This is a genomic window from Achromobacter sp. KK8 (assembly GCF_054188005.1).
The window spans coordinates 5019362-5046023 of the sequence record NZ_CM135178.1 but is presented as its reverse complement, the minus strand read 5'-3'; the positions used below and the strand labels follow the sequence as shown (position 1 = coordinate 5046023).

Genomic DNA, 26662 nt, shown 5'->3' with positions numbered 1-26662 from the left:
AGGAAGGGAAAGATGGAAGAACTGCTGCCGTATTACGAACGCGAGCTGGGGTTCCTGCGCGGCTCGTCGCGGGATTTCGCCCAGCGCTATCCGAAGATCGCCGCGCGCCTGGGGCTGTCGGGAGAGACCTGCGAGGATCCGCACGTCGAGCGGATGATCGAATCATTCGCCCTGCTGGGCGCGCGCATCAACAAGAAGCTGGACGACGACTATCCGGAATTCACGGAAGCGTTGTTCGAAGTGATGTATCCGCATTACCTGCGGCCGTTTCCGGCGTGTTCGATCGCGCAGTTCGACATGGGCGGGGTGGCGGCCCAACTGACCGCGCCGGTGCGCGTGGCGCGGGGCACCGAATTGAAATCGCACGCCGTGCGCGGCGTGGCCTGCCGCTTCCGCACGGCCTACGACGTGACGCTGGCGCCGGTGGCCATCCGCCAGGCCACGTTCGCCTCGACCGCCAACGCGCCATCGGCCACGCAACTGCCGCCGGGCGTGACCGGCCGCCTGTCGCTGACGCTGGCCTGCCTGGCCGAAACGCAGAGCTTCGCCACCTTGGCCGTGGACCGCCTGCGGGTCTATCTGCATGGCGAGCCGTCGTTCGTGGCAGCGCTGCGCGACTGCCTGTTCCTGCGCACCGCGGCGGCCTACATCGAGACCCAACCCGGCCGCTGGAACCGGCTGCCGGACGTGCCGCTGGCCCAGGTGGGACTGGCCGAGGACGACGCGCTGATCGATTTTCCGGCCAGCTCGCATCCGGCCTACCGGCTGCTGGCCGAGTACTTCGTCTTTTCCGAAAAATTCAACTTCGTCGACATCGACCTGGCGGCGCTGCGGCGCGCGGTCGGGCCGCTGCGCGAATTCACGCTGCACCTGCCGGTCAAGGGGCTGCGCGCCGATTCGAATACCGCGCGCCTGCTGGAATCGGCCTCGGCCGACAACTTCCGGCTGGGCTGCACGCCGGTGATCAACCTGTTCGAGCAGCGCGCCGATCCCATTCGCGTCACGCATGCGGCGGCCTCCTATCCGGTGGTGGCCGATGCGCGCCGGGCCTACGGCTACGAGGTCTATTCCATCGACCGCGTGCGGCTGGTGCGGCAGAACGCGCAGGGCGATTCGGTGGTGGAGTTCCGGCCGTTCTATTCGCTGCACCACGGCGAGACGCCCGAGGGCGCCAGCCATTACTGGACCGCGCGGCGCGATTCGATGGTGGCCGAGCGCAGCCCGGGCTACGAAATGGAGATGTCCATCGTCGACATCGACTTCAATCCGGCCCTGCCGCAGACCGAAACGCTGAGCCTGGAGCTGACCTGCACCAATCGCGACCTGCCGTCGCACCTGGCGGTGGGCCAGCCGGGCGGCGACCTGTTCCTGGAAGGCGGCTCGGTGGCGCGCGAGATCCGCATGCTGCGCCGCCCGACCCATACGCACCGCTTCCAGCAGGGCCGCGCGGCGCACTGGCGCCTGATCTCGCACCTGGCGCTGAACCACCTGTCACTGGTGCACAGCGGCCTGCCGGCGCTGAAGGAGACGCTGCGCCTGTACGACCTGTCGCACGCGGCGGTGGCCGCGCGCCAGATCGAAGGGCTGGTGGGGCTGGACTACAAGCCCGCCACCCACTGGATGCCGGGCGAGCCGTTCGCGACCTTCGTGCGCGGCATCGAGATCCGGCTGACGATCAATGAAGAAAACTTCGTGGGCACCAGCCTGCATGCCTTCGTGGCGGTGCTCAACCGCTTCTTCGGCCTTTACGTGCACGCCAACAGCTTCGTGCAGTTGGTGGTGCTGTCGCGCCGCGGCGCGGAAGAAATCCTACGGTGTCCCCCATGCAACGGCGACGCGATCCTAGCGTAATCGAATCGCTGCTGGCCGAGCCGCAGCGCTTCAAGTTCTTCCAGGCCGTGCGGGTGCTGGAACTGTGGTTCGCGCGCCAGGAAGGCACGCGCGCCAGGAATGCCGTGCCGGCGCACCTGCGCTTCGTCAACTCGTCGTCGCTGGGCTTTCCGGCCAGCGAGATCGCGGGGCTGACCGCCTTCGACAAGAACGGCCAGGCCCTGCACGACGCCGACGCGCGACTGGCGGCGCTGGCCGCCGGCACGCTGGGACGGGTGGAGATCGAGCCGGCCTTCTTCGGCCTGCTGGGCGGGCAGGGCGCCTTGCCGCTGCATTACTCCGAGATCCTGAGCCACCGCGAAAGCGCCACGCGCGACCGTGGCGCCCGCGCCTTCTTCGACATCTTCTCGAACCGGGCCGCGGCGCTGTTCTACGCGGCCTGGAAGAAGTACCGCATGCCGCTGCGGCACGAGACCGAACAGGACCATCACTACCTGCCGCTGCTGCTGGCGCTGGGCGGGGTAGGGCATCCGGCGCTGCGCGACCGCCTGCATGCTGGCGAGGGCCGCGTGTTCGACGAATCGCTGGCGCACTACGCGGCGGCGGCGCGGCAGCGGCCGGTGTCGGCCGCGTACCTGCAACGGGTGCTGGCCGATTACTTCCAGGTGGCCTTGCGGGTCGAACAGTTCGTCGGCCGCTGGTATCACGTGCCGCCCGAAAACCGCACTCAGTTGGGCCGTCCCGGCGCGGTGCTGGGCGTGTCCGCCATGGCGGGCGAGCGCATCTGGCAGCGCGACCTGCGCATCCGGCTGTGGATCGGCCCGCTGTCCAGGTCGGCGTTCGCCGATTTCCTGCCCGGCGGCGCCCGCGCCCAGGCGCTGGAGAAACTGCTGACGATGTTCGGCGGGCTCAGCTTCGAATACGAGGTGCGGCTGGTGATGGCCAAGGAGGACGTCGCCGGCAGCGCGCTGGGCGGCGACGCCGAGGGCGGCGGCGCGCGCCTGGGCTGGAATTCCTTTCTCTGCACCGAACCGTCGGCGTCGGATCGCGACGACGCCAGCTACGAACTGCACACCATCCACTGAGAACAAGACAACCCAGAACATGGCCACTCCCCTGAAAACCCTGATCGGGAAACTGAACCAGACCTGCCGCCAGGCCGCCGAGCGCGCCGCCAGCCTGTGCATGGCGCAAGGCCACTACGAGGTGGACCTGGAACACCTGTTCCTGGCGCTGCTGGAAAAGCCCGCCAGCGATTTCAGCATCGTGGCGCGCCGCAGCGGCATAGAGGCCTCGGTGCTGGAGGCCGACCTGAACGCCGAGATCCGCGGCTTCAAGAACGGCAATACCCGCACCCCGGTGTTTTCGCCGCACCTGCCGCGCCTGTTCGAGCATGCCTGGCTGATCGCCTCGTTGGACACGCAGACGACCCGCATCCGTTCCGGCCACCTGCTGTTGGCGCTGTTGACCGAGCCGGATCTGGCGGCGCTGGCGCGGCGCGGCTCGCGCCTGTTCGAGTCGTTCCGCCTGGAAGAGCTGAAGCACGATTTCGCGGCCCTGACGGCCGGCTCGGAAGAGGCCGGCCAATCGGTGGCGCTGGGCGACGACGCCGTTCAGGGCGAGGCCGCAACGCCCGCGGCCGCGCTGTCCAAGACGCCGGCGCTGGACCAGTACACCACCAACCTGACCGAGCGCGCCCGCGAAGGCAAGATCGATCCGGTGATCGGCCGCGATGCCGAGATCCGGCAGATGATCGACATCCTGACGCGGCGGCGCCAGAACAACCCCATCCTGACCGGCGAGGCCGGCGTCGGCAAGACCGCGGTGGTCGAAGGCCTGGCGCTGCGCATCGTGGCCGGCGACGTGCCGCCGGCGCTGGCCGGCGTGGCGCTGCGCACGCTGGACATGGGCCTGCTGCAGGCCGGCGCCAGCGTCAAGGGCGAGTTCGAGAACCGCCTGAAAAGCGTGATCGACGAGGTCAAGCAAAGCCCCACGCCCATCATCCTGTTCATCGACGAAGCCCACACCATGATCGGCGCGGGCGGGCAGGCCGGCCAGAACGATGCCGCCAACCTGCTCAAGCCGGCGCTGGCGCGCGGCGAACTGCGCACCATCGCCGCCACCACCTGGAGCGAATACAAGAAGTACTTCGAAAAGGACGCCGCGCTGGCGCGGCGCTTCCAGGTGGTCAAGGTGGAAGAGCCCAGCGAGACCCTGGCCGCCAGCATGCTGCGCGGCATGGCGCCGCTGATGGAACAGCATTTCGGCGTGCGCATCCTGGACGAGGCGATAGTTGCCGCCGCCCGCCTGTCGCACCGCTACATCAGCGGCCGCCAACTGCCGGACAAGGCTGTCGGCGTGCTGGACACCGCCTGCGCCCGGGTGGCGCTGGGCCGCAGCGCCACGCCGGCCCTGATCGACGACGCCCGCCACCGCCTAGCGCGCCAGGAAACCGAGCGCGCCGCCCTGCGCCGCGAGGCCGCCGCCGGGGCCGCGCAATCGGCCCGCCTGCGCGAGCTGGACGAGGAAATGGACGCCATCCGCCAGCAACTGGCCGACGCCGAAGCGCGCCTGGCCCAGGAAAGCGAGCTGGTGCGGCAGATCCACGCGCTGCGCGAAGAGCTGGAAGCCGCGGGCCAGGAACCCGAGCCCGAAACCACCGGCAAGCGCCGCGCCGGCAAGGCCGCCGAGCCAACGCCCGCCCAGGCGCAACTGGCCGAGCTTCAGCAGCAACTGCGCGCCCTGCAGGGCGAAGCGCCGCTGGTGCCGGCCTACGTGGATGCGCAGGTGATCGCCGAGATCGTCTCGGCCTGGACCGGCATCCCGCTGGGCCGCATGGTCAACGACGAGATCCGCACCGTGCTGGAACTGCAGCCGCTGCTGGCCGAACGCGTGATCGGCCAGGACCACGCGCTGCACGCCATCGCCCAGCGCGTGCGCACCGCGCGCGCCGGCCTGGAAGACCCCAACAAGCCGAAGGGCGTGTTCCTGTTCGTCGGCCCCTCGGGCGTGGGCAAGACCGAAACCGCGCTGGCGGTGGCCGACATCCTGTACGGCGGCGAGCGCAAGCTGGTCACGATCAACATGAGCGAATACCAGGAGGCCCACAGCGTCTCGGGCCTGAAAGGCTCGCCGCCCGGCTACGTCGGCTACGGCGAAGGCGGCGTGCTGACCGAAGCCGTGCGGCGCCAGCCCTACAGCGTGGTGCTGCTGGACGAGATCGAGAAGGCCCATCCCGACGTGCTGGAGCTGTTCTTCCAGGTGTTCGACAAGGGCGTCATGGACGATGCCGAAGGGCGCGAGATCGACTTCCGCAACACGCTGATCATCCTGACCTCCAACGTCGGCTCGTCGACCATCATGCAGGCCTGCCTGAACAAGACCGCCGAGGAACGGCCGGATCCGGACGCCTTGCAGGAACTGCTGGCGCCGCAGCTGTACAAGGCCTTCAAGCCGGCCTTCCTGGGCCGCATGAAGACCATTGCCTACTACCCGGTGGATGACGACGCCCTGGCGCGCATCATCGGCCTGAAGCTGGCCCGCATCGCCGAGCGGGTGCAGGCCAACCACCGCGCCGTGTTCGATTGGGACGACGCGCTGGTCGAGGCCGTGCTGGCGCGCTGCACCGAGGTCGACACCGGCGCGCGCAACGTCGACCACATCCTGAACGGCACGCTGTTGCCGCAGATCGCCGAACAGGTGCTGGGCCGCATGGCGCAGGGCGAGGCGATCGCGCGCATCCGCGTCACGGCCGGCAAGAACGGCGACTTCCGCTACCGCCTGACCTGAGCCAGGAGCCGCGATCATGCCCCAGGATTCTTCCGGACTGTCCCGCCTGTCGACCGCCGGCATCGCGCAGGCCAACCGCCTGCTGGACCTGCGCACGCCGCTGGGCGATAACCGCCTGGTGGCCGAGACCCTGTCGGCCACCGAACAATTGAGCGGCGGCGCCTATCGCCTGGAGATCACCGCGCTGTCCGACGACGCGCATATCCCGCTGAAGGCCCTGATGGGCCAGCCCGTCACCCTGCGCCTGCAGACCGCGCTGGACCGCGAGCAGCCGCGCCTGTGGCACGGCCACGCCACGGCGGTGCGTTTCCTGGGCGCCAATGGCGGCCTGGCACGCTATGGGCTGACCGTGGAGCCGTGGCTGGCGTTCCTGCGGGCGCGGCGCGACAGCTTCGCCTACCAGGACAAGACGGTGATCGACATCGTCGACAGCATCTTCGGCGACTACAAGGGCCAGGGGGCGCTGGCGCCGCAATGGCGCTGGGAAGTGAAGGATCGCGCCGCCTACGCCAAGCGCAGCCTGGCCATCCAGTACCGCGAAACCGACTACGCCTTCGTCGAGCGCCTGCTGGCCGAAGAGGGCCTGTTCTACTGGGCCGAGCACGCCGACGACGGCCATACCCTGGTCATCGCCGACCACAACGGCGCCTTCAAGCCCGGCCCGCAGGCCAGCGTGCGTTTCGCGCGCGCCGACGTCACCGAAACCGAAGACAGCATCCAGCGCTGGAGTCCGCGCCAGCGCTGGCAGACCAACGCCGTGCGCATGGCAAGCTGGGACTACCGCAGCGCCCAGGCGCGGCCGGTCTCGGCGCAGGCGGACGCCGGCAAGCTGGCCAACGCGATCGAGCTGGTCAGCGACGACTATCCCGGCCAGTACGCCTACGAGGACAGCGCCCAGGGCGAGCGGCTGGCGCACAACGCGCTGGCCGCGTTGCGCGTGCGCCAGCAGAGCATCGAAGGCGCGGGCACCGTGCGCACGCTGGCGCCGGGGCAGCGTTTCGAGCTGACCGGCCACTACCAGCAGGGCGGCGCGTCCGCCTTCGTGGTGATCGCCATCACGCACCAGGCCCGCAACAACTTCGACGCCGACCTCGGCCGCGCCGTGAGCGAGGCGTTGGGGGGCGGCGACAGCGACGACGCCGATTTCTATCGCAACGCCTTCACCTGCATCGGCAGCGACACCGAATTCCGTCCCGCGACGCAGGATGGCCATGGCGTGCGCCTGCACCCCCGTCCCACCGTGTTCGGCGCGCAGACCGCCCTGGTGATCGGCGCCGAGGAACCGGTGCACACCGACCGCGACCACCGCATCAAGGTGCAGTTCCATTGGCAGCGCGGCAAGGCCTCCAGCAGCCGGATGGCGCATCCTTCGGGGGACGAGAACGCGCCCGCCAAGGATGAACTGGGCGCCTGGGTGCGCGTGGCCGAGCCCGTCGCCGGTGGCGACTGGGGCGGCCATTTCGTGCCGCGCGTGGGCCAGGAGGTGCTGGTGGAATTCCTGCATGGCGACATCGACCGGCCGGTGGTGGTGGGCGCGCTCTACAACGGCGAAGGCGCCGAGGATGCCTCGCACAACAAGGTGCAGGCGGGCGGCGCCAACGCCACCGGCAACGCGCCGGCCTGGTTCGCCGGCGCCAACGAGGGCCACGCCCACAACGCGGTGATGTCCGGCTTCAAGACCCAGGCCCTGGCCAGCAGCGGCGCCGGCACCGGCGGCTACAACCAGCTGGTGCAGGACGACACGCCGGGCCAGTCGCGCCTGACCGCCTCGACCACCCAGGCCGATGCGCGCCTGAACCTGGGCCACGTCAAGCAGCAGCGCGACAACGAGCGGCTGCAGGACCTGGGCCATGGCGCCGAGCTGTCGACCAAGGAGGCCGTGGCGCTGCGCGGCGGCTCGGGACTGCTGCTGAGCGCCGACCTGCGCGAGAACGCCGAAGGGCCGCTGCTCGACAGCGCCGAGGCCTCCAAGCAGATCGAGGCCGCGCTGGAAGCGGCCAGGGAACTGGCCGACGTCGCGGTCAGGCAGAAGGCCATCCTGGATGGCGACCCGCAAGCGCTGCCGGCGCAAGAGGGCCTGCAACACATCCTGGAAGTGGTCGAGGCCACCCAGGACGATCCCAATCCCCAGGGCGCCGCCGTCAAGGTGGCGGCCTACAGCGAACCGCACATCCAGGTCAGCGCGCCCAGCGGCATCGGCCAGTACACGCCGGCCAATGCTTTCCTGGTGGCCGGCGCCACCTTCGCGCAGATCGCGCCGGACGTGAACTGGGCCAGCAGCGCGCACCTGGCGGTGGGCGTGGCGGGCGGCGCCTTGCTGTTCACGGCCGGCCACGCCGCCGGCGGCGGCCGGCCGGTCAAGGACGCGGGCCTGCGCCTGCATGCGGCCGGGGGCAAGCTGCGCCTGCACAGCCAGGACGCCAGGATGACCCTGAGCGCCGAAAAAGCCGTGACCTTCGCCTCCGCCGGCGCCAACGTGCTGGTCGAGGGCAAGCAGCGCGTGCTGGCCACGGCCGCCGGCGCCTATCTGCGGCTGGAGGGCGGCGGCATCCAGCTGCATGCGCCGGGCAAGGTCGAGTTGAAGGCCGGCGCGCACAGCTGGGTCGGGCCGCAGACGGCCAGCGGCAACCTGGCCCCGCCCTCGGGTGAATTCAAGGATTGCCCGAGCAAGGTCAACAGCGCCGCGGCGGGAGGGTCGGCCTTTGTTTGACGGCGACTTTCCGCGCGACGCGGACCGGGCCGCCGTCTCGCGGCTCTACCAACAACTGCTGGCCGCCGCCTCGGGCCTGCCGCAAGACCGGCTGTACGTTCTGGTCGACCCCACCATCGAGGATCCGCTGGCCCATGCCAGGCGCCGGGGGCAGGCCGTCGCGTTGCCCCTGGATCGCAGCCGCTTCCTGGCCGACCATTGCCCCTACCTGCTCGAACTGGGCGAGTTCGGCCGCGACGACGCGATCGAACTGGCCGTCGAAGCGGCGTGCGCGGCCGCCGGCTCGGGCCGGACCCATCGGCCGATCTGCGGCTGGATCGCCAGCCCGGTGGCGCCCGCCGCGCTGGCCCGGCATCTGGCGCGCATGGCGCGCTGCCTGGTGCCGGACCGCGCCGACCCCGTGACGCTGCGTCATTGGGACCCGCGCGTGGCCGAGGTATTGGCCGAAGTGCTGTCCGAAGACCAGATGGCCCAATGGCTGGCGCCGGTCCGGGCCTGCTGGCGGCCGGGCCGCGCCGCCGGCGAGCTGGCGCTCCAGTATGAACGGTCGGCGGCCGCTGGCGCGCCGCAGGCCGGTCCGGCGGCGCCGCTGGTGCTCGACCGCGCGCAATGCGCCGTGCTCGAACGCGCCGGCTGGGTCAACCAGGCGCTCGACGCCCTGGCCGAGGCTGGCCACGACATGGGCGAGTCCCGCCTGCGCGCGCGCGCCGACCGGCTGGTGGCGCGCGCCCAGGCGCGCTGGGGGCTGGAGACGGACACCGACATCGTCGACTACGCCTTGCACGGCCTGCTGGTGCACCCGCATTTCGACCAGCACCCCGACATCCGCCACGCCATGGCGACCATGCAGGCCAATGGCATCGCGGCGGTGGCGGCCTTGAACGACATCACGCAAGAACAATGGAACCGCGTGCGGCAATGGACCGGCGCGGCATCCGAATCGGAGCAGACAGAGGTGAGGGATGGCCGAGCTTTCTAACGCGCGCTGCGCCGCCGCGGCGAATACCTGCGGCGAAACCAAGGGCAAGTGCATCAACTGCGACAAGCAGGGCGGCGTGGCGATCATGCCGCTGGTGCCGGCGCCGTTGCCGCGCCCCATGGTGCGCGAAGCCTGGGCCAATAGCGAGCATGGCGGCGCCAGCAATACGCAATGGGAGATTCCTGCCCATCGCATGTACAGCACCTGGCTGGAAAAAAAGCTGAACGCGCACGCCAAGGTGCGGCTGTTCGATCCGCGCTTCGACCCCGCCGGGCTGCCGGTGGAAACCTATTTCGTGCGCGTGCCCGCCGCCGGCTACCTGTACGTGCTCAAGCAGGACAAGACCTGGGACGGCTACCTGCTCGACAAGAAAGGCTACTACCGCAAGATCCCCGTCGCCAAGATGCCGGAAGACGCCGAAACCACCAAACCGTTGTCCGAGGCCTGCTCGTCGGAGGGGCACAACAACACCGCCACGCAGTTCATCACCATCGATCACGTGCGCAGCCCCAAGGTCTGGATCGCCTACAGCCGCTACGTCTGGGACAAGGAGACCCGCAAGGATTACGAAGACGACAAGGACGGCTGCCGCACGGCGCGGATGACCGAGCTGAACCTCAAGGACATTGCCGACGGCAAGGTGGGGCCGGGCAGCACCGCGCCCAACACCTGCAAGCTGACCATGCCCGACATCACGGAGATCGTCGCCGACTACGCGCCGGCGGACGTGCAGCGCTGCCTGAACGCGGGGCTGCACAACCCGCTGCAGCTGCGCGCCGAGCCGGAACCGCAGTTGTTGACGTCGTTCATGTGGGCGGTGAATTCGAAACTACCGGCGTTGCAGTGGGGAGTGGGGCTGGTGCTGCCGGATCCGGTGGGGATCGTGCAGGAGTTGAATCTGCGGCGCAATATCGCGGCGGCGCGGGGAGCCATGCTTGAGGGCGCCACTGATCCCGACCTCAAGCGCAAGCGAGTGGTGGCGGAGCTCATTCAGGGGTTGTTCCTCAGTGCGAAAGCCAATCCGGGACCATTCTGGGCGGCGAATTATGGCCCGGATCGGTATGAGCGGAATATTGATACCGCGGCGTGGAAAGCGGCGCTTGCGAACAGCGAGGGAATGAAATCGCTGGCCAATCAGATCGAAAGCAACAGCGCATTGTTCTGCACTTGGAGCGCTTGCAAGGGCTGGAAGGCGCAGCAGAGGTATGACTTCTGCGACCGCGATGAGCTCGCTGGAGTGCGGCGCGAGCGTATGGTTGCTTCGTGCGTCGCGGGTTCTGGTCAGACCCGACGCGAACGAGAGGGGCTTTGGGCTGAAGTATGGAAGATGCCGATCGATAATCCGGACAACTGGTTCTATCGAAGCATCGCTGCGGGGAATTTCGATCTTTGGAAATTGCTGTCGGATACGGCATCTGTCGACGAGTCCATCTCCATGGTCAGTGCGGCCAGAGTGGTAGCCGAAAGCTATCTTGGCAAAGGCGCCGAAAAAATCGACAAGTTGCGCGAAGTCCTTAGGGCGAAACGACGATATAACGAGGCCACGGCCGCGCTGGTCGATACCGTGACGGGCCAATTGTCCAGGTTGATGACGGATGACCCGAAAACCTTCAACCGGCTCATGCGAGGCATTGCCTTGACCTTGGTGACGCGTGAGGACCTTCTGGTGCGGCCTGCGATGGTGACTGGACCATTTGCGGCCATCAAGAATATGTTCGAAGAGGCTGCGACCAAACCCGTAAAGGGTTTCGCGCCCATTTCGATGTCTGGCGGTTTGCCCGCCGGTCGCGGTTACCTGGCCCAGCCAGGCAACCTCGGGCAGAAGGGCCTGGCCCTGTCCGAAAGCGTTGGCCGAGGCGTTTATCTGGACTTGCCCAATGATCGCGGCGCAGTGGCCGGAGTGGTCGCATTTACGTTCCAAAAAATGGAGGAGGGACAAACCCTGAGCAAGCTGCTCGCGGGCGGAACGCCATTTCAGCATATCGAGTTGCCGGTACAAGGCGCCGCCCGAGTGAATCCATTTCTCGAGGGACGGGTGGCGATGATGGGGTCGTATGCGGGCACAGGTCTGGCCGCAGGCATCATGTTTTTCCAAGTTCAGGGCGCCATGAGCTCGTTGAGCGCGATGCTCAAAGACGACGCATCTGGCTATGACCGTGTTGCAAGTGGAGCGGGGGCTACCGCCAATGCCATGGCCGTCGTTAGCGTGGGCTACGACATGACAGGTACTATCGTTGCGCTTGCATCCAAGGAAGCCGGCGAAGCCCTTGTGCGTCGCGGCGCTGTCCTGGGACTATTTGCCGGACTGCTAGAGGGGGTGGCCACGGTTTTCAGTGCTTCAGTGAAACTGGCGCAACGCACCAACGAGCGATCCGCGTATTGGTCAATGGCGTCAGGCTTTGCCACGATGGTCTCCGGTGTCGCGTCGTATGGCGTAACCATGGCTGCCGGCTCTGCGGCAGTGGGCGGGGCGGGCTTCACTTTGCTCGGCGTTACGATGGGGCCAGTCGGATGGGCGCTGCTTTTGGTGGCCGCGTTGGGGGTAGCGATTTGGACTGCCGTCAATGCTGCCGGGACCGATGAGTCCAACCTCGTTCCGGTGGAGTATTGGTTGGATAACGGGATATTTGGTAAACGGGCTCAGGCCGCCAGTATCCAAAACAACCCGTTTGCCACTAAAGGGGCGCAGGGCAAGCCTGGCAGCCCGGCGCAGCCGTTTGCGACGCTCAGCGACGAAGTGCAGGCGTTGGAGCGCATCGTTCTTGTTGCCAGCGGCCGCTTTTTTGTGGGAGCCGAGCCGCCCGGCTATGTTGATATTCAATACAGCATCAACGTACCGATATACTCGCATGGGAGCAAAATCTTGGTGGAATTCTATCGAAATGAGCGAGCTGGAGAGCGAGTTTTCCGGACGATGATCTTGGAAAAGGGTGCGGCAGCTCCGACCTCAACGGATTATCCGGTGTTTTTTCCAACTCCTCGATTCAGGAACTTGCAGATGCAGTTGGACCCGGCGGGAAAGAGCGCTCGTTTGAGCGGTGTGTTTCTGGCGTTGCGAGGCGTTGGCGGCTCTTATTGCATGAGAGTCAGGTATTGGCCTGATCAACAACAGCGCCCGGATATGGAAACCGGTTTCTTGTCCGGGGTCTATATCTGATGAGCGCGAGCAAGGACAAAGGTCGGGCGGGCATTACGGCCGTCCCGGAAAAAAGCGGAGGATGGGGATGGTTGCTTCCTGCCCCTTCCGATAGGAGTCGGTCATCGATTGACGCTTTCCCCTACCGCAGCGTGGTGGAGATTACCCCGGCTTGTTTGCGGCTGACGAGTTCGGTCGAGAACATGCGTGGCATCGCGGCTTCGGCCGCGATCGTGTTTGGCCTGGCCATGGCGTTCATCGCCTTGAATTTCGCGATGATCTACGACGTGGCCGATCGAGGCTATGGAGGGCCATATCTCCTGGTGGTCGGGGGCGGAGCGGCGCTGGCCCTGCTGGGACTGTGGATCGGTTATCGCATCATCACCCGCCCGCTCCAGGACACAACCATCATCAGCCGGCGCCTGCGCCGCATCTATGCGTGGAATCAGAGGACCGGGTGGGTCGGCGTTGATTATGATCGCGCGGTCGCCTTCGTTTCCAATTTCAAGGCGGTAACGCCCACTGGCGCTTCCTCCTCATATCCGTTGGGAGTGGTGGAACTGGTGCCAGGATCCCGCCGGATCGCTCGATTTGTCGCGCCCACGCGCGCGTATGCGGCGCCGCAGACCGGTGCGGCGGTTTGGGAATTCATCCGCCGCTACATGGACGACACGCCGGCTGAAGTGCCTCCCGTTGTGCTGACCCCGGATCACAGCACGAACGCCTTTGCATGGATGGACCGTGAACTCTATCCCGACATGATCGATCGGCAACACCATCTGACCAATGCCTACACCGCATTCGGCTTCTGGTTCTTCAGCGGCGTGTACTACCTGCCGAACTGGATGGAGTACTGGATCCGTCGCTATGCCCGGAGACCGGCGCTGCCATCGGAACTGGCCGCGGCGCTGAAGTGGGAGGGCGAGAACCCTTATCGCATATTGCCGCCGACGCCCGAGGAGACGCTGGCGATGCAGGGGAAATTGCCGCATATGAAGAAGCGGTGGCTGCGGGTCAGTGTTTGGGGGATATTGCTTTGGAGCTTCCTGCCGCTGGCGTTCGTCGGCGTCTCGGTAGCGCAGTGGTAGCTCTCCGTTGACAACTACTAGAAAAAATAGCGATCTGGAAGAACTGCCGGAACGCACCGGCACCTGGGGCTGGCTGCTGTCGGGACGATCTGGCGTGCAGCCGGCCGCCGAGGGCATGGTTGCCGAATTGACGCCGGCCTGCTTGCGTCTGACGGGGCCTTTCGAGGCGTCTCGCGGTTACGTGGCCTGCGTCTCGTTGGCGGCGGCGGTTGGGTTGACATTGCTGTTTCTCACCGCGCTGATCGATCTCCGTATGGGTAGGACCACCCTGGATACGGGCCTTGCGGTCATGATGGCAGGTTATCTCGTCTGTGCGTTGATCGGCTGGGTCTGCGCTTATCGATCGGTTTTTTCACCCATCCAGGAGACCACTATCGTCAGTCGCGCACTGCGGCGCTTGTATGCGTGGGAAAAACGGACCGGCTGGACGTCGGTCGACTTTGACCGCGCGCTGGCCTACGTGGGCAATTATCACGTGGTCACCACGACCGGGGCGGGCGCGGCCTATCCATTGCGTGTCGTCGAGATCGCGCCCGATTCGCGCCGCATCCTCAAGGGCGTGGCGCTGACCGCGCCCTTTGATCGTCCGGAAGCCGCGGCGCAACTCTGGGAGTTCATCCGCTTGTACATGGACGCCGAACCCGCGGCATTGCCGCCGGTCGCGTTGGTGCCGGATCATCGCGTCAACGCCTACGCGTGGATGGACAGAGAACTGTTTCCCTACGCGATCGATCGTCACCACAGATTGGTGCGGCCGTTCGCGTTCTGGTTCTTCAGCGGCGCCTATTACTTGCCGAATTGGATGGAGTGCTGGATTCGCCGATTCGGACGCCGCCCCGCGCTGCCGGCGGAATTGGCGGCGGTGGCGGGCTGGCAAGGCGACAACCCGTATCGAATCGTCCCGCCGACGCAGGAAGAACTGCTGGCGCGGGCCGGGAATCTGCCGTCCATGAAAAGGCGATGGCGGCTGGCGAGTATTTTCGGTTTGGCGCTGTGGGTTGCCTTGCCGCTGTCTTTCCTCGGCGTTGTCGTGTCGAACTGGTAGGGACGGACTTGGAGGCGGGGGAAGTAGACGGCATGCATCTGACGAGCAAAGCGGGATCGATGAGGTATTCGGGAAAGACCGTCCCTGAAAAAAGCGGGGCTTGGGGATGGTTGCTGCCCGTTGGCGGTGCACCGAGGAAGGAGACGCCGGCCGCGCATGGCACGGTGGTGGAAATCTCGCCGGCCTGCCTACGTCTGCAAACCCCGTCGGATGCCTTGCGTGGATTCGCGGCGGTGGGCGCCTACGCGTTGGGCGTATGGATGGCCTTTGGCGCGGTGTTCTTCATGGTCAAGTTCGACGCTTCCACGCGTGGATACGATTCGGTCGATTTCATTCTGGTTTCGGCGCTGAGCATTGTGCTTGCCCTGGTTGGCCTGATCTCGGGATCCAAACTGACTTTCTCCAAGGTATTTGACTCGGTCATCTTCAGCCGGCGCTTGCGCCGTATCTACTATTGGGAAAAAAAGGGGGGGTGGAAATCGGTCGACTACGATCGCGCGACCCCGTTTGTGCCCAAGCTGAGGATGACGACCACGACCGGGTCCAATGTCCTCTATCCGTTGCGGGTGGTGGAGTTCCTGCCCGGAACGCGGCGCGTGAATACCGGGGTGTCGCCCACGGTTCCGTTCGCGCAGCCGCAGTCGGCCGCCCAGCTTTGGGAGTTCATCCGATGCTATATGGACGAGGATCCCGCGACGCTGCCGCCAGTCGCGCTGTTGCCGGATCATCGGGCCAACGCCTATGCCTGGATGGACCGTGAGTTGTTCTCCCAGTCCGTGGACCGGCAACATCGCCTGAAAGGTACATTCGGGGCTTTGTCATTCTGGTTCTTCGCGTGCGTCTACTACGCGCCGAACTGGCTGGAATATCGGATTCGACGGCGTGGCAACCAGCCGGCGTTGCCGCCGGAGCTGGCCGATACCTTGGCGTGGGAAGGCGAGAATCCCTATCGCATCATCCCTCCCTCGCAGGTGGAGCAATTGGCGATCGAGGGCAGGCTGCCTCACATGATGAAGCGTTGGCGCGCGGTCAGTGCCGTGGGACTGTTCATCTGGGCGGTGGTGCCGGTGTTGTCCATGGTGGCGTTCGTGCTGTTTACGTAACCGATTGGAGCGGGGATCGCCAATGGGGGAAAGCAAGGGCCGGCCGGGCATCACCATGGCCGCGGAAGCAAGCCCCAGGAGTATCCCAGGAAACAGCAAGAAGGGATGTGATGCAAGGATAGCGATGGCGACTGAACGGCATGGCAAGGGTTGGGCCGGAATCACCTCCGTTCCGGAAAAAAGTGGAGCGTGGGGCTGGCTGCTGCCCGTGGGAAAAGAGCGTGGAACGTCGACGCCTTCTGGCCATGATCATGTCGTCGAAATATCCCCGGCATGCCTGCGGCTCGTACCGCCCAGGGATTCCATGCGTGGGTATGGGGCGGCGGTAGCCTATCTGTTCGGATTGCTGATGAGTTTCACCGCGATCAATTTCATCGTGAAATTCGATCCCGCCGGCCGAGGCTACGGCCAGGATTTCTTCATATTTGCAACGTTGTACTTTGTCCTTGCCTTGGTCGGCCTGATTACCGCATTGAAGCTGACGTTCGCGCTCGTGCCGGATACGGTGATCATCAGTCGCCGTCTGCGCCGCATGTACGCGTGGGAAAAGAAGGCGGGCTGGATCGCGGTCGACTATGACCAGGCTGTTCCCTATGTTGCCAACCGCATGGTTGTCACCACGACCGGCGCGGGTGCGCTGTATCCCTTGCGTGTGGCGCAGCTGTGGCCGGGGAGCCGTCGTGTCAAGACGGGCGTGACGCCCACCAGTCCGTTCGCCAGTCCGCAGTTGGCGGGGGAGGTCTGGGAATTCATTCGGTGCTACATGGACGGGGAACCGGCACAGGCGCCGCCGGTGGCGCTGATTCCCGATCATCGCGCCAATGCGTATGCGTGGATGGACCGTGAATTGTTCTCGGACTCGGTCGATCGGCGGCATCGCTTGAAGGGAGGACTGCAGTCGGTGGCGTTCTGGTTCTTCGGCAGCATGTATTACGTGCCCAATTGGCTGGAATACTGGATCCGTTGCCACGGCCGCCGTCCGGCGCTGCCGGCGGAGTTGGCCGAGTCGATGAAGTGGGAGGGCGAGAATCCTTATCCCATTATCCCGCCCACGCCTGAAGAGCGCTTGGCGATTGAAGGCAAGCTGCCGCATATGCTGAGTCGATGGCGCTTGGTAAGCGTTTTCGGGCTATTGACCTGGGTGGTGTTGCCGGTCGGGTTTGTATCGGTATTCGCGTTTTTCCTGTAGTTGGCGCGTTGACGCCTACTCGCTTGCGCCTGACGCGAGAGTATTCCCCGCTCGGTGCCGGGGGGCGTCTTGCCGCCGTTTTTCCTTGACCCAGGGAGGGTCCCGATGGATTTCAACGGACTCATGTCCAAGTTTCCCAACGACCGTCCACTGACGGAATTCGACCGTGAGCACCGACTGCTGCAGAAAAAGCGGCTGGATGTCCCGCTGCTGGCGCAACTGTGCGTGGTGAGGATGAATTCCAACAGCCTGCTGTCGGTCGACCGTTGGTATGCCTGGCGTGGCTTCGTGGCGCTGCTGGGGGCGATCGGCCTGGCCTTTGGCATCGGCGGCGTCCTGATGCTGGCCTGGATCCTGGTGGTGGACCGGCTGCCCAATGAAAACGGCCTGTGGGAAGCCGTCTTCTTCGGCATTGCCATGTGCGCGGCGCTGAGCGCGGCGAGCGCCTGGGTCGCCCAAAAGGAAATGTTCCGCTGGACCTACTATCCCATCGCGCTGGATCGCAAGCGCCGCCTGGTGCACGTGTTCCGGCTGGACGGCACCGTGCTGACCGCAGCGTGGGACAAGATCCATTTCACGCTGGGACGGGGCAGGGGCAGCTTCGGTTTGCTCAACTGGGATATCCGCGGACTGATCCTCGATCAGGACGGGGCCACGGTCAGGGAGACCTTTGCGTTCTGCATCGCCACCAGCCGTATCGAAAACGCATACTCGCATTGGGAGTTCCTGCGACGTTACATGGAAGAGGGCCCGCAAGCGGTGCTGGACGCGGTGCTGTTCTGCATGCCGGTCGACGGCAGGCGCGAGAGTTTCGCCTTCAGCAAGGAGCGCATCTTCGCCAACGATGCGCAACAGCCGGGCCTGGCCTACCTGATCTTGGCGCCCGTCAACTACCTGCAAGCGATCATGCGTTGGGCTGTCATGCGCACCAGCAGGATCCCGGCGTTTTCGCCCGAGATCGAGGCGACGCTGCGGCCTGAGCCGGGCGATCCGTATGTTCGCGACGCCTCGATGAACCCGGAAGACCTGCGTTAATTAAATCCGGGTAATATTGACGAATAATTTAATCCGGGTAAAAATTGCATCCTTCTCCAACCCGAAGGATGCAAGGCATGACCCGATTCGACCTGAACACCGGCGCCACCGCGCCGCTTGCCGATGAAATCGACCTGACCGACCTGCCGGTGACGGGCATGTTGCCGCCCGAGCTGGACGGCGCGCTGGTGCGCAACGGTCCCAACCCCCTGCGCGGCCGTTTCGAGGGCAACGACGTGCTGTCCTGGTGGCCCCAGCCGGCGATGCTGCACGCCATCACCTTGCGCGACGGCCGCGCCACGGGCTACCGCAACCGCTGGGCCCGCACCCGCCTGTGGGCGCGCGAATACGCGCCCGCGCTGGGCGCCGACCTGCCCGACACCAATCCCAACGTCAACGTGCTGCGCCATGCCGGCGAAACCCTGGCGCTGGCCGAAGGCGGCGCGCCGCTGGCGATGACGGCGGGGCTGGACTTCCTGGGCGCCAGCGGCCGCCATCCCGGCCTGGCGGGCGGCATGACCGCGCACCCCAAGATCGATCCCGCGACCGGCGAGTTGATGAGCTTTCGCGCCCACTGGGAGCGGCCCTGGCTGCGCTATGGCGTGGCGGATGCCCACGGTCGGCCGCTGCTGGACCAGCTGATCGAGGTGCCCGGGCCGTCGATGATGCACGACATGGCCATCACCGCCCGCCACAGCATCCTGCTGGACCTGAACGTGGCCTATGACTTCTCGATGCTGTCGCGCGGCTACCGCATGCCGCTGCGCTGGCACGACGAGCGGCAATCGCGCCTGTGCGTGATTCCGCGCCACGGCGGCGCGGCGCGCTGGTTCGAGGTGGCGCCGTGTTTCATCCAGCACGTGGTCAATGCCTACGAGGCCGACGACACCACGCTGGTGCTGGACGTGGTGCGCTATCCGGAATACCTGCGGCTGTCGCGTGACGGCGCGGGCTTCGAGGACAGCCCGTTGGGGGTGCTGTGGCGCTACGTGATCGACCTGGCCGGCGGCGGCGTCAGCGAGCGCCAGCTGGACGACGCCGGCATCGAACTGCCGCGCATCAACGATGGCCGCACCGGCCACGCCTACCGCTATGCCTACGCCGTGCATCAACCCAACAATCGCGAGATGCGCGGGGTGGTGCGCTACGACCTGGAGACCGGCGCGCGGCAGCGGTACGAGGTGCCGCCGGGCGACCAGAACAGCGAACCCGTGTTCGTGCCGCGCCCCGGCGCGCAGTCGGAGGGCGACGGCTGGGTGCTGGTGTGCGTCTATCGACAGGAGGGCGACCGTAGCGACGTGGTGGTGCTCGATGCCCGTGACCTGACGGCCGGGCCGCTGGCCACGGTGCGCCTGCCGCGGCGGATACCGGCGGGTTTCCATGGCGCCTGGCTGCCACGCGAGGCGGGCTGAAGGCGAGGGCGGCGCGGGGGCGGTCCGCGCCGGGAGGCCGCTTGAGGGCGTGCGCCGGCGGGGCAGTGGGCCGGCATGGCCAGCGTTGCCTGTCGCGGTTGCGGGCGGGAGGTGTCCTAGCGGCCCTTGGCGCGCGCGCCTTTCCTGGCGGGCGCGCGCGACGTCTCCTTGGCCGGCGGCGCGGCGGCCGCCGTTACCTGTTCCATCCAGGCCAGCGCCTCGGTGTAGGTCACGAACTGCTGTAGATAGCCCGGCGACAGCTCGCGCATCAGCGACAGGGCGCGGTGCACCAGTTGGTTGGAATTGAGCGGGCCGGCGTTCTTGTGCACCTGCTCCTGCGACTGGCGCACCTGGCGGTCGGCGCTCAGGCCGGACCAGATCTCGCGCAGCCCGTCCAGCACCGGCATGTCCGGATAAGCGTCGCGGCGCGCCTGCGCGGCGATGGCGTCGGGATCTTCGCCGGGGGCGCCAGGGTAGGCGAGATACGCCGCCAGCTCGGCCAGCGGTCCGCGCGCGGGCTTGGGAACCGCCATGGCCGGCGCGGGGCTGGCGTCGGGCGCAGCGGCATCGTCCAGCCCTTCGACGGCGGCGTTGGCCGCGCTGGCCGCGGCGATGCGCGCCGCATACGCCTGCAGCAACTGCGCCAGTCGCTCGTCCAGCCGGGCGCGGGCGGCGCCGGCGTGGGCGGCCGCGCGCCGGGCCAGCGCCTCGATGAATTGGAAGCCGACCGGATCGAGCCGGTCGTCGCCGCGCTCGCGCCAGGCCTGCAAGATGGCGGACGTGGCCTCGGCGGACGTGGCGTCGGGGGGCGCGGCATCCGCGCCGGCCGTCAGCGCCAGGCCCAGGCCGCCATCACTGGCCACGCGCGGCCTCCGTGCCGTTGGACGGCTTGGGAAGGGGCATGATCTCGACCCGGCGATTCTTCGCGCGGCCTTCCTCGTCGGCGTTCGAGGCCACCGGCTGCTCGGCGCCGAAGGCGGCGGCGAACACCAGGGACGACGGCACGCCTTCGTCGATCAGGGCGCGGGTCACCGTCAGCGCGCGCTGCGCCGACAGGTCCCAGTTGTCGGCAAAGCGCCGGTTGCCTTCGCGCACCTGCTGGTCGTCGGTGAAACCGCTGACCATCAGGATCTCGTCATTGGCCTTCAGGTAGGCCGACAGCGGTTCGATCAGGCTTTTCAGCACCTCGCGGCCTTCCGGCTGCAATTGGTCGGAATTGAGCGCGAACAGCACGCTGCCGCTGATGCCGATGCGGCCGTTGATGAGCGTCACGCGGCCGGCCGCCAGCGGCGCGGCCAGGGCCTGCTCCAGCGTCTGGCGGCGCTGGGTCTCTTCCTGGCGCTGCTTGACCTCCTGTTCCAGCTGGGTCGACAGCTCGAGCTGCACGGCCACCACGCTCACCAGGATCAGCACGAAGGCGCCCAGCAGCACCGACATCAGGTCGCCGAAGACGGCCCAGGCCGGCACCGCGGGTTCCACGCCGCCGTCGATGTCCTCGCCCGCGCTCATGCCGCCTGCGCTCCGGCGGTGGCGGCGCGCTGGCTGGCCAGCTCGCGCAGGTTCTCGACGATCTGCTTCTGCGACATGGTGCTCAGGTCGACCACTTCACGCGCCTGCGCCACGTAGTAGGCCAGCTGTTCGTCGCCACGGGCGATGGACTTGTCCAGCGCCGCCTCGATGCGTTCCAGGTGCGCCACCAGCTTGTCGTTGGACTCGCCGAACAGGCGCACCGCGGCGCCGAAGGCTTCGCCCAGGCTGGCCACTTCGGCCGCGCCGCTGGTCACTTGCGCGGCCACGTCGTCCAGGCGGGCGGTCTCGGATTCGACCTGCTCGGTGAACTGCGCGCCGACCCGGTCCAGCAGGTCCGACGACGACGACACCAGCGCATCGACCGCGCTGCGCTGTTCGCTGGAGGCGTGGTTGACCGCGTCCAGCAGCGTCGCCAGCGTGTCCAGCAGGCGGTTGCGTTCTTCCAGCATGGCGTTGTCGTAGGCCAGGCTGTCAGACAGTTTCTGGCGCAATTCGCCAATGACTTCGGCGGCCGCGCGCGGCGCTTCGGAGGCGGCCTGCACCAGCTGGCCGATCTCGGCGATGGTGCCGCTGGCGTGGGCTTCGGTCTGGGTGGCGATGTCCTGCGCGGTGCGGGCCAGGGTGGCGCAGATCTCCTGCTGCAGGGCGGCGCTGCGGGCGCCGGCCTGTTCCCATTCCTGGCGCAGCGCCTCGGCCATGCGGCCCAGCTCGCCGGTCCAGGCGGCCAGGCGTTCCTGGTCGCGCGCGGCCAGCTCGGCCTGCAGGCCGGCCTGCGACTGGCCCAGGGTCTGCAGCAGCGATGCCGAATGCTGCTCGAAGGCGGACGCCGCCGTGGTCAGGGCCTGCTGGTTGTCGCTGGCCAGTTTCTCGTTGGCCAGTTCCTGGCGCACCTGCGCCTCGGTCCAGGCCTGGGTCACGCCGCCGGCCGCGGTTTCCAGGCGGGTCGACAGGTTCTCCAGCAACGCGGCCTGCGCCTGGGTCTGGGCGGTCAGGTCGTGCGCGGTGCGGGCCAGCAACTGTTCCAGTTCCTGGTGGCGGGCGGCGGTCTGCTCGCCGGCCTGGCGCCATTGGCGGCCCAGTTCGGCGGCCATGTCGCCCAGCGAGGCGTGCCAGGCGGCCAGGCGCGCTTCGTCGCGCGAGGCCAGGGCGGCCTGCAGGTCGGCATGCGACTGGTCCAGCGTGCGCAGCAGCGACGCGGAATGCTGTTCGAAGGCGGCGGCGGCGGTGGCCAGGGCCTGTTGCGTGTCGCCGGCCAGCTTCTCGCTGGTCAGCTCCTGGCGCACCTGCGCCTCGGTCCAGGCCTGGGTCACGCCGGTGGCGGCGGATTCGATGCGGGCGGCCACGGTGTCCAGCAGCGCGGCCTGCGCTTCAGAGCGGCTCGCCAGGTCCTGCGCGGTCCGCGCCAGCGTCTGGCTGACTTCCTGCTGGCGGGCGGCGGCTTGCGCGCCGGCCTGTTCCCACTCGCGGCCGAGCTTGTCGGTCAGGGCGCCGAGCGTGCCGGCCCAGGCGGCCAGGCGCTGCTCGTCGCGCGAGGCCAGGGCGGCCTGCAGGTCGGCGTGCGACTGGTCCAGCGTGCGCAGCAGCGTCGAGGCGTGCTGCTCGAAGGTGGCGGCGGCGGCGGCCAGGGCCTCGCGGTTGTCGCCGGCCAGCTTGTCGCTGACCTGCGACTGGCGCTCCAGCGCCTCGTGCCATTGCGCCGAGACGTTGCCGGCGGCGCTTTCCAGGCGCGCCGAGACGTTCTCCAGCAGGCCGGCCTGGGTCTGCGCGTGTTCGGTCAGCTCCTGCGCGCTGCGGGCCAGGGCCTGGTTGATTTCGAGCTGGCGCTCGGCGGCCTGCGCGCCGGCCTGCTGCCATTCCTGGCGCAGGGTGGCCGACAGGGCGCCCAGGGTTTCGGTCCACGCGGCCAGGCGTTGCTGGTCGCGCGAGGCCAGTTCGGATTGCAGGGCGGTGTGCGACTGGTTCAGGGTGCGCAGCAGCGACGCCGAATGCTGCTCGAAGCTGGCGGCGGCGGCCGTCAGCGCCTGCAGGTTGTCGCCGGCCAGTTTCTCGCTGGCGCGCTCCTGGCGGCTCAGCGCCACGTTCCAGGCCTCGGACATGCTGCCCGAGGACGCCTCCAGGCGTTCGGACACGCTGTCCAGCAGGGCGGCCGAGCGCTGTTCGAAGGTCTGGGCGAAGCGGTCCAGCGAATCGCGCAGGTCCTGCGCCAGGGTTTCGCTGGCGCGCTGCTGCCCGGCCAGCGCCTGGTTCCAGATGCCGGCCACGTTGCTGGTGGCGGCCTGCAGGCCGGCGGTCATGCCGTCCAGCTGGCGTTGCACCGCCTGGGTCACGCTTTCGTGCAGCGAGGCGGTTTCGCGCGACAGGCCGGCCATGGTGGCCTCGACCGCGGGCTGCAGCGCCGCGCCGGCCGAGCGGGCGCTTTCGGCCACGCTTTCCTTCATCGATTGTTCCATCACGGCGGCCAGGCGGGCGTAGGCCGCCTCGGCCTTGCCCTGGAACGCGTCCTGGCTGGCGAGCTGGCGCTCGTTCAGCGTGTGGTTCTGCTGTTCCAGGTTGCGCATCATGGCGTCCAGGCGGTCGACCAGCGCCGGCATGGCCTCGGCCTGCCGTTGCAGCACTTCGGCCTGGCGTTGCAGCAGCTTGAAGCTTTCTTCGCGCTGGTGGCCCTGGGTGTACAGACGCAGCGTGGTCGCGGCCTTGGCGTCGAGCAGTTGCGCCGCCTGGATGCGGTCGCGCCGGCACAGCGCGGCCAGCAGGCCCAGCATGGCGGACGTGGCGACGCCGGCGATCGAGGTGCCGAAGGCGAAGCCCAGGCCCTTGACCGGCGCGGCCAGCGAGGCGCGGATGGCGGCCAGGTCGGTGGCGCTTTCCAGGGCGGTGCCGGTGCCGCGCAGCGTCACTACCATGCCCAGGAAGGTGCCCAGCATGCCCAGCAGCACCAGCAGGCCGACCAGGTAGGGCGCCAGCGCCGGGCCGGGCAGGCCCACGCGCTCGCCCTCGACGCGCAGCCGCACCGCGTTGCGCAGCCCGGCCGGCAGTTGCTCGAGCCAGCCGCCCAGGCTGGCGGGGGCTTCCGACAGGTTGCCGATCGCGCGTCTCAAGGACGAGGTGGCCTGTTGGTAGCGCAGCAATTCAAGCGCCCCGGCCAGGTAGCAGGCGCAGATCAGCAGAGTGACGGCCAGCGCCAGCGGGTTGGTGCCCGCATAGCCCGCGCCGATCCAGCCGGCCACGGCCAGGCCGCTGAGGAAAACAACGATATTGATCAGATACTTGGACATAGTGTCCCGGTTAGCTGGCGCGAAGGGCGGCAAGCAGCCCCTCCACCGGTTGTAAACGAATATCCAGTTCGGCCAGCAGCACGCTACGCATATCCTTGCGGAACGTCTCCAGCCACGCGCCCGGCGTGGGCGCGGGTAAAGCGGGTTGCGGCGCCGCCACCGCGGCCTGCGCGGGCGCGGCGGCGCCGGCGGGGGCGTCATCAGGCGCGCTGTCCCCCGGCGCGGCTTGCGCCTGGGCATCGGCCCGCGGCTCGTCCCCGCTTCCGGCGTGGGCCTCGGCGTGCGCCTGGGCTTCGGCTTGCGCTTGCGCCGCCGCCTCCAGCGCGGCCTGTTCGGCCAGCCGCAGCCGGTCGAAATGTCCTTGCAACAGCTTCGGAATCGCGCCCAGCAGCGTCCGCTCGCGCGGCAGCAGGGCGCGGTCCATGATGGCGTCCACCACCGCCAGCCGCGTCATCTCGGGCGTCTTGGCCGCGACCATGCCGCGCAGGCGGCTGCGCAGGTTGCCGATGCTGGTCTCCATCGTGTGCTGCAACGACAGATAGCGCTGACGAAAATTCGAGTAATCGGCGTCGTCGGCCTGCAGCGCCGCCACCTTGGCGGGCACCTGCCCCGGCAGCAGCCGCTTGGCGGCCGTGGCCGCGGTGTCGCTGGCGATGGCATCGGCCAGCGTAGTGCGCACGCGCTCGCACTCGCGCTCCTCGGCGCTGCCGAACGCGCGCGCGCCGGGCGCGATCGCCGGCGGGCGGTTGTTCAGGGCGGCGGACAGGGCAATCGCGTCCGTCCAGCCGAGCCATTGGCTCAGATGATCCGACAACGGTTGCCGCGATTGCGGCACGTCGACATCCGTCAGGCGAGTCAGCAAGCGAATGAGCGTCGGGCCGCTTAAACCTGTGCGCTGTGGGGCTTGCAACATACCACCAGAGTCAAAAAGGGGGGAGTTTACACGCTGGCGGGGGCTCGCTGGGTCGGAAAGCGGCCGCCGCGCTAGCGCCTGCAACAATTTGTTGGATGTCGGAGAGGAAAGGTGCCAAACCCGAATCTTAGGATAGTCAAATTCTCGCGAATATTTAAGTCTCAGCCATATCTGTCGTTCTTAAACGTAGTCCGCCGCGGTGAAAGGGCGCAGTAAGCAACTTCGACGATTGGGAGCATCTTCTTGGTGACTCCTATTGCCGCCGTTCGATAATTATTGAGGCATTGAAATGACAGATTTTGAACTCGACCAATTCATGTCGGATCCCGACTTGGCACATATTCTTGAGCAGGCCAAGGTATCGGACGATGTTTTTGATGTCGTCGACCTGCGCGAGACTCAGCATTCGGACATGCTGGCATGGTGCCTCAACCCAAATGAAGGGCACGCTCAAGGTGACTCCGTCATCAAAGACTTTCTACTGGCAGCGTGGGATGCTAGTGCGGACGCGAAGTATGCTAATAAGACTTTTTTTGAAGCTTGGAGGCCCGCTACTATTCGAACAACTAGTTTTGGGGCCGCATTCTTGACGCGTGAGCTGGGATTCGATTTGGGGCATGATTCTAAGAAATCTAGGTTGGACCTCTTTTTGGTGGATCCTGTCAACAAGATCGTAGTTACTATTGAAAATAAGGCGGGTCGTAAGCTATCGGCCTCGCAGCTTACAGAGTATTGGGACGCGGTGCGATCGCAAGTGGCCAGTCGGCGTGCGTTTCAAGATTATAAGTTTGCGTTTGTTGTGGTTGATCGGGAGGCCAATGAAAATACCGATTTGGGTGTGGTTGGAAATAAATGGATTTTGATGGATTATTCTTGGTTGAAGATTTCAGCGACACGGGCTCAATACCATATTGATCGATCGAATCATGCGGCACGCCTACTTATGGCATATTGCCAACGCCAAACGGATGATTGGCAATCTGAAAATGAGCGGCGTCTTATTGATCGAGCTGGTACGCTGGCCGTAAGGCACGTAAATGTTATAGACCGACTGCGTGAATTACGTCGGGAAAGAATCACGTCATGGACCCCGTCTTTGGTCAACAGCGCTGACGGGGATCTATTGCGCTTCTACCACCAGCACCGCTTGGTTTGTCAGGCCTTGCTGCAAGGAAGCGGTATTGCTGCAGTTGCTTCAAGTCTGAAGAAACTGCGCCCTGATCTCCCCGGAAATATGATCGATATGTATCGTAAGAGACTGGCGCTGGGGTCAGAGATGGCAGAACTCTGTATGGATGAGGATGTTGATGAGCCAGAGTGGCCCGTATACGTTGCGGTACGGCGCTTTACTTCAGAAGAGAGTGAGGAGGCGCGGTTCCAAGTTCGACTTATTTGGATTTCGTCGGCTTTTGCTTCGCAAATAGATGTTGAAAAATTGCGTTCTCAGTTTGAAAGGGCTTTCCCTCCGTTAAAGACACACAAAATGCGGAATATTCGCAGGATCACGCTTATTTCTAATGCAACGGCTGAGGTTGCAGCGAAGCAGGCGTGTCTGTTTAGTGAAAAAGTAGAGAAATTGCTTAAAGAATACTTGGATGTGGTAAAGGCGGAAGGAGTCTGAAGTTCCC

Annotated in this window: 17 protein-coding genes; 13 read left to right on the top strand and 4 right to left on the bottom strand. The window is 66.5% G+C overall.

Features of this window, described 5'->3' with window-relative positions; all coding sequences use genetic code 11:
• The first annotated feature begins 12 nt into the window (after positions 1-12).
• The 12 genes from tssF (at position 13) to ACVN9Z_RS23310 (ending at position 19316) form a co-directional block, all read left to right on the top strand.
• Positions 13-1851: a type VI secretion system baseplate subunit TssF gene (gene tssF, locus ACVN9Z_RS23365; protein WP_024069111.1), complete on the top strand. Its 1839-nt coding sequence runs from the start codon at positions 13-15 to the stop codon at positions 1849-1851.
• On the top strand, positions 1815-2915 hold the full coding sequence (tssG, locus tag ACVN9Z_RS23360; RefSeq protein WP_427200358.1) for a type VI secretion system baseplate subunit TssG: 1101 nt from the start codon (positions 1815-1817) through the stop codon (positions 2913-2915). Before tssF ends, tssG begins: the two co-directional genes overlap by 37 nt.
• A 19-nt stretch (positions 2916-2934) precedes the next feature.
• Positions 2935-5619: a type VI secretion system ATPase TssH gene (gene tssH, locus ACVN9Z_RS23355; RefSeq protein WP_458212701.1), complete on the top strand. Its 2685-nt coding sequence runs from the start codon at positions 2935-2937 to the stop codon at positions 5617-5619.
• A gap of 16 nt (positions 5620-5635) precedes the next feature.
• The gene (locus tag ACVN9Z_RS23350; protein WP_458212700.1) at positions 5636-8329 is read left to right on the top strand and encodes a type VI secretion system Vgr family protein; all 2694 of its coding nucleotides are present in this window, start codon (positions 5636-5638) and stop codon (positions 8327-8329) included.
• Positions 8322-9308, top strand: a complete 987-nt coding sequence (locus ACVN9Z_RS23345) for a DUF4123 domain-containing protein (RefSeq protein WP_458212699.1) — start codon at positions 8322-8324, stop codon at positions 9306-9308. The genes ACVN9Z_RS23350 and ACVN9Z_RS23345 overlap by 8 nt, the downstream gene beginning before the upstream one ends.
• The gene (locus ACVN9Z_RS23340) at positions 9292-12465 is read left to right on the top strand and encodes a toxin VasX (protein WP_458212698.1); all 3174 of its coding nucleotides are present in this window, start codon (positions 9292-9294) and stop codon (positions 12463-12465) included. The genes ACVN9Z_RS23345 and ACVN9Z_RS23340 overlap by 17 nt, the downstream gene beginning before the upstream one ends.
• Entirely contained in the window at positions 12465-13532 is a 1068-nt protein-coding gene (locus ACVN9Z_RS23335) for a hypothetical protein (protein ID WP_223308491.1), read from the top strand. Before ACVN9Z_RS23340 ends, ACVN9Z_RS23335 begins: the two co-directional genes overlap by 1 nt.
• A 7-nt stretch (positions 13533-13539) precedes the next feature.
• Positions 13540-14577 carry a hypothetical protein gene (locus ACVN9Z_RS23330; RefSeq protein ID WP_458212697.1) on the top strand — a complete coding sequence of 346 codons (1038 nt, stop codon included), beginning with the start codon at positions 13540-13542 and terminating at the stop codon, positions 14575-14577.
• 32 nt (positions 14578-14609) lie between these two features.
• The gene (locus tag ACVN9Z_RS23325) at positions 14610-15680 is read left to right on the top strand and encodes a hypothetical protein (protein WP_233436927.1); all 1071 of its coding nucleotides are present in this window, start codon (positions 14610-14612) and stop codon (positions 15678-15680) included.
• Between the two features lie 22 nt (positions 15681-15702).
• The gene (locus tag ACVN9Z_RS23320) at positions 15703-16869 is read left to right on the top strand and encodes a hypothetical protein (protein ID WP_232066890.1); all 1167 of its coding nucleotides are present in this window, start codon (positions 15703-15705) and stop codon (positions 16867-16869) included.
• A gap of 123 nt (positions 16870-16992) precedes the next feature.
• Positions 16993-17904, top strand: coding sequence for a DUF6708 domain-containing protein (locus tag ACVN9Z_RS23315; protein WP_458212696.1), 912 nt, complete (start codon positions 16993-16995; stop codon positions 17902-17904).
• Positions 17905-17981: 77 nt separating this feature from the next.
• The gene (locus ACVN9Z_RS23310; protein ID WP_458212695.1) at positions 17982-19316 is read left to right on the top strand and encodes a carotenoid oxygenase family protein; all 1335 of its coding nucleotides are present in this window, start codon (positions 17982-17984) and stop codon (positions 19314-19316) included.
• A gap of 116 nt (positions 19317-19432) precedes the next feature.
• Here ACVN9Z_RS23310 and ACVN9Z_RS23305 read toward each other — a convergent pair whose 3' ends face one another.
• From ACVN9Z_RS23305 to ACVN9Z_RS23290, 4 genes are read right to left on the bottom strand one after another with little or no spacing between them, the layout of a single operon-like run.
• Positions 19433-20179, bottom strand: a complete 747-nt coding sequence (locus ACVN9Z_RS23305; protein WP_411469439.1) for a DUF2894 domain-containing protein — start codon at positions 20177-20179, stop codon at positions 19433-19435.
• Positions 20169-20825, bottom strand: coding sequence for an OmpA family protein (locus ACVN9Z_RS23300; RefSeq protein ID WP_024069100.1), 657 nt, complete (start codon positions 20823-20825; stop codon positions 20169-20171). The genes ACVN9Z_RS23305 and ACVN9Z_RS23300 overlap by 11 nt, the downstream gene beginning before the upstream one ends.
• On the bottom strand, positions 20822-24121 hold the full coding sequence (locus tag ACVN9Z_RS23295) for a DUF802 domain-containing protein (RefSeq protein WP_110135115.1): 3300 nt from the start codon (positions 24119-24121) through the stop codon (positions 20822-20824). Before ACVN9Z_RS23295 ends, ACVN9Z_RS23300 begins: the two co-directional genes overlap by 4 nt.
• 10 nt (positions 24122-24131) lie before the next feature.
• Positions 24132-25034: a DUF3348 domain-containing protein gene (locus tag ACVN9Z_RS23290; RefSeq protein ID WP_054508307.1), complete on the bottom strand. Its 903-nt coding sequence runs from the start codon at positions 25032-25034 to the stop codon at positions 24132-24134.
• Positions 25035-25323: 289 nt separating this feature from the next.
• On the opposite strand from ACVN9Z_RS23290, the gene ACVN9Z_RS23285 reads away from it, so the two are divergent.
• Complete coding sequence (locus ACVN9Z_RS23285) at positions 25324-26655, top strand: PDDEXK-like family protein (RefSeq protein ID WP_241071560.1); 1332 nt, start codon at positions 25324-25326, stop codon at positions 26653-26655.
• Positions 26656-26662 lie beyond the last annotated feature (7 nt).